Annotated in this window: 2 tRNA genes and 1 rRNA gene; all 3 read right to left on the bottom strand. The window is 52.4% G+C overall.

The features are described from left to right. Positions 1-12: 12 nt before the first annotated feature. Positions 13-2,918 (bottom strand): 23S ribosomal RNA (locus F8561_RS00035). A gap of 180 nt (positions 2,919-3,098) precedes the next feature. Beyond that, a tRNA-Ala gene (locus F8561_RS00030) sits at positions 3,099-3,174 on the bottom strand. 38 nt (positions 3,175-3,212) lie between these two features. After that, positions 3,213-3,289 (bottom strand) — tRNA-Ile (locus tag F8561_RS00025). Positions 3,290-3,332 lie beyond the last annotated feature (43 nt).

The following is a 3,332-nucleotide window of genomic DNA, read 5'->3' as shown; positions in this document are numbered from 1 at the left end:
CTTCGGCGTTGTAAGGTTAAGCCTCACGGTTCATTAGTATCGGTTAGCTCAACGCATCGCTGCGCTTACACACCCGACCTATCAACGTCGTAGTCTTCAACGTTCCTTCAGGAGACTTAAAGTCTCAGGGAGAACTCATCTCGGGGCAAGTTTCGTGCTTAGATGCTTTCAGCACTTATCTCTTCCGCATTTAGCTACCGGGCAGTGCCATTGGCATGACAACCCGAACACCAGTGATGCGTCCACTCCGGTCCTCTCGTACTAGGAGCAGCCCCCCTCAATTCTCCAGCGCCCACGGCAGATAGGGACCGAACTGTCTCACGACGTTCTAAACCCAGCTCGCGTACCACTTTAAATGGCGAACAGCCATACCCTTGGGACCTACTTCAGCCCCAGGATGTGATGAGCCGACATCGAGGTGCCAAACACCGCCGTCGATATGAACTCTTGGGCGGTATCAGCCTGTTATCCCCGGAGTACCTTTTATCCGTTGAGCGATGGCCCTTCCATTCAGAACCACCGGATCACTATGACCTGCTTTCGCACCTGCTCGAGCCGTCACTCTCGCAGTCAAGCTAGCTTATGCCATTGCACTAACCTCCTGATGTCCGACCAGGATTAGCTAACCTTCGTGCTCCTCCGTTACTCTTTGGGAGGAGACCGCCCCAGTCAAACTACCCACCAGACACTGTCCGCAACCCGGATTACGGGTCTACGTTAGAACACCAGCCATTAAAGGGTGGTATTTCAAGGTTGGCTCCACGCAGACTGGCGTCCACGCTTCAAAGCCTCCCACCTATCCTACACATCAAGGACCAGTGTTCAGTGTCAAGCTATAGTAAAGGTTCACGGGGTCTTTCCGTCTTGCCGCGGGTACACTGCATCTTCACAGCGAGTTCAATTTCACTGAGTCTCGGGTGGAGACAGCCTGGCCATCATTACGCCATTCGTGCAGGTCGGAACTTACCCGACAAGGAATTTCGCTACCTTAGGACCGTTATAGTTACGGCCGCCGTTTACCGGGGCTTCGATCAAGAGCTTCGCGTTACCGCTAACCCCATCAATTAACCTTCCGGCACCGGGCAGGCGTCACACCGTATACGTCCACTTTCGTGTTTGCACAGTGCTGTGTTTTTAATAAACAGTTGCAGCCAGCTGGTATCTTCGACTGATTTCAGCTCCACCCGCAGGGGCTTCACCTACATATCAGCGTGCCTTCTCCCGAAGTTACGGCACCATTTTGCCTAGTTCCTTCACCCGAGTTCTCTCAAGCGCCTTGGTATTCTCTACCTGACCACCTGTGTCGGTTTGGGGTACGATTTGATGTTACCTGATGCTTAGAGGCTTTTCCTGGAAGCAGGGCATTTGTTACTTCAGCACCGTAGTGCCTCGTCATCACACCTCAGCGTTAATAAGGAACCGGATTTACCTGGAACCTCCGCCTACATGCTTAAACCGGGACAACCGTCGCCCGGCTAACATAGCCTTCTCCGTCCCCCCTTCGCAGTAACACCAAGTACAGGAATATTAACCTGTTTCCCATCGACTACGCCTTTCGGCCTCGCCTTAGGGGTCGACTCACCCTGCCCCGATTAACGTTGGACAGGAACCCTTGGTCTTCCGGCGAGCGGGCTTTTCACCCGCTTTATCGTTACTTATGTCAGCATTCGCACTTCTGATACCTCCAGCACCCCTCACAGGACACCTTCAACGGCTTACAGAACGCTCCCCTACCCAACAACACATAGTGTCGCTGCCGCAGCTTCGGTGCATGGTTTAGCCCCGTTACATCTTCCGCGCAGGCCGACTCGACCAGTGAGCTATTACGCTTTCTTTAAATGATGGCTGCTTCTAAGCCAACATCCTGGCTGTCTGTGCCTTCCCACATCGTTTCCCACTTAACCATGACTTTGGGACCTTAGCTGGCGGTCTGGGTTGTTTCCCTCTTCACGACGGACGTTAGCACCCGCCGTGTGTCTCCCGTGATAACATTCTTCGGTATTCGTAGTTTGCATCGGGTTGGTAAGCCGGGATGGCCCCCTAGCCGAAACAGTGCTCTACCCCCGAAGATGAGTTCACGAGGCGCTACCTAAATAGCTTTCGGGGAGAACCAGCTATCTCCCGGTTTGATTGGCCTTTCACCCCCAGCCACAAGTCATCCGCTAATTTTTCAACATTAGTCGGTTCGGTCCTCCAGTTAGTGTTACCCAACCTTCAACCTGCCCATGGCTAGATCACCGGGTTTCGGGTCTATACCCTGCAACTTAACGCCCAGTTAAGACTCGGTTTCCCTTCGGCTCCCCTATACGGTTAACCTTGCTACAGAATATAAGTCGCTGACCCATTATACAAAAGGTACGCAGTCACCCCATAAAAGAGGCTCCCACTGCTTGTACGTACACGGTTTCAGGTTCTTTTTCACTCCCCTCGCCGGGGTTCTTTTCGCCTTTCCCTCACGGTACTGGTTCACTATCGGTCAGTCAGGAGTATTTAGCCTTGGAGGATGGTCCCCCCATATTCAGACAGGATACCACGTGTCCCGCCCTACTCTTCGAGTTCACAGCCTGTGTGCTTTCGTGTACGGGACTGTCACCCTGTACCGTGCGACTTTCCAGACGCTTCCACTAACACACAAGCTGATTCAGACTCTGGGCTGCTCCCCGTTCGCTCGCCGCTACTGGGGGAATCTCGGTTGATTTCTTTTCCTCGGGGTACTTAGATGTTTCAGTTCCCCCGGTTCGCCTCGTTAACCTATGTATTCAGTTAACGATAGTGTGTCGGAACACACTGGGTTTCCCCATTCGGACATCGCCGGGTCAAAGGTTCATATCACCTCGCCGGCGCTTTTCGCAGATTAGCACGTCCTTCATCGCCTCTGACTGCCAGGGCATCCACCGTGTACGCTTAGTCGCTTAACCTCACAACCCGAAGATGTTTCTTTCGATTCATCACCGGTTTGCGAAAATTTGAGAGACTCGAACACACATAACATGTGTGTCGTTTCAATTTTCAGCTTGATCCAGATTTTTAAAGAGCAAAACTTCGCAGTGCACCTTTTCAGGTTCACTCTGAAGTTTTCTTGTTTTCGCAGTAAAAGATGGTGGAGCTATGCGGGATCGAACCGCAGACCTCCTGCGTGCAAAGCAGGCGCTCTCCCAGCTGAGCTATAGCCCCATCGTATGACCAACCTCTTCAAATCTGCATGACAGATTTGGTAGGCCTGAGTGGACTTGAACCACCGACCTCACCCTTATCAGGGGTGCGCTCTAACCACCTGAGCTACAAGCCTGTAGAGGTTTTTTACTGCTGTTTTTCATCAGACAATCTGTGTG

Source organism: Enterobacter sp. 198 (genome assembly GCF_009025585.1).
Taxonomy (GTDB): domain Bacteria; phylum Pseudomonadota; class Gammaproteobacteria; order Enterobacterales; family Enterobacteriaceae; genus Enterobacter; species Enterobacter ludwigii.
The sequence above is the reverse complement of the archived record's forward strand: the minus strand, read 5'-3'. Positions and strand labels throughout refer to the sequence as shown.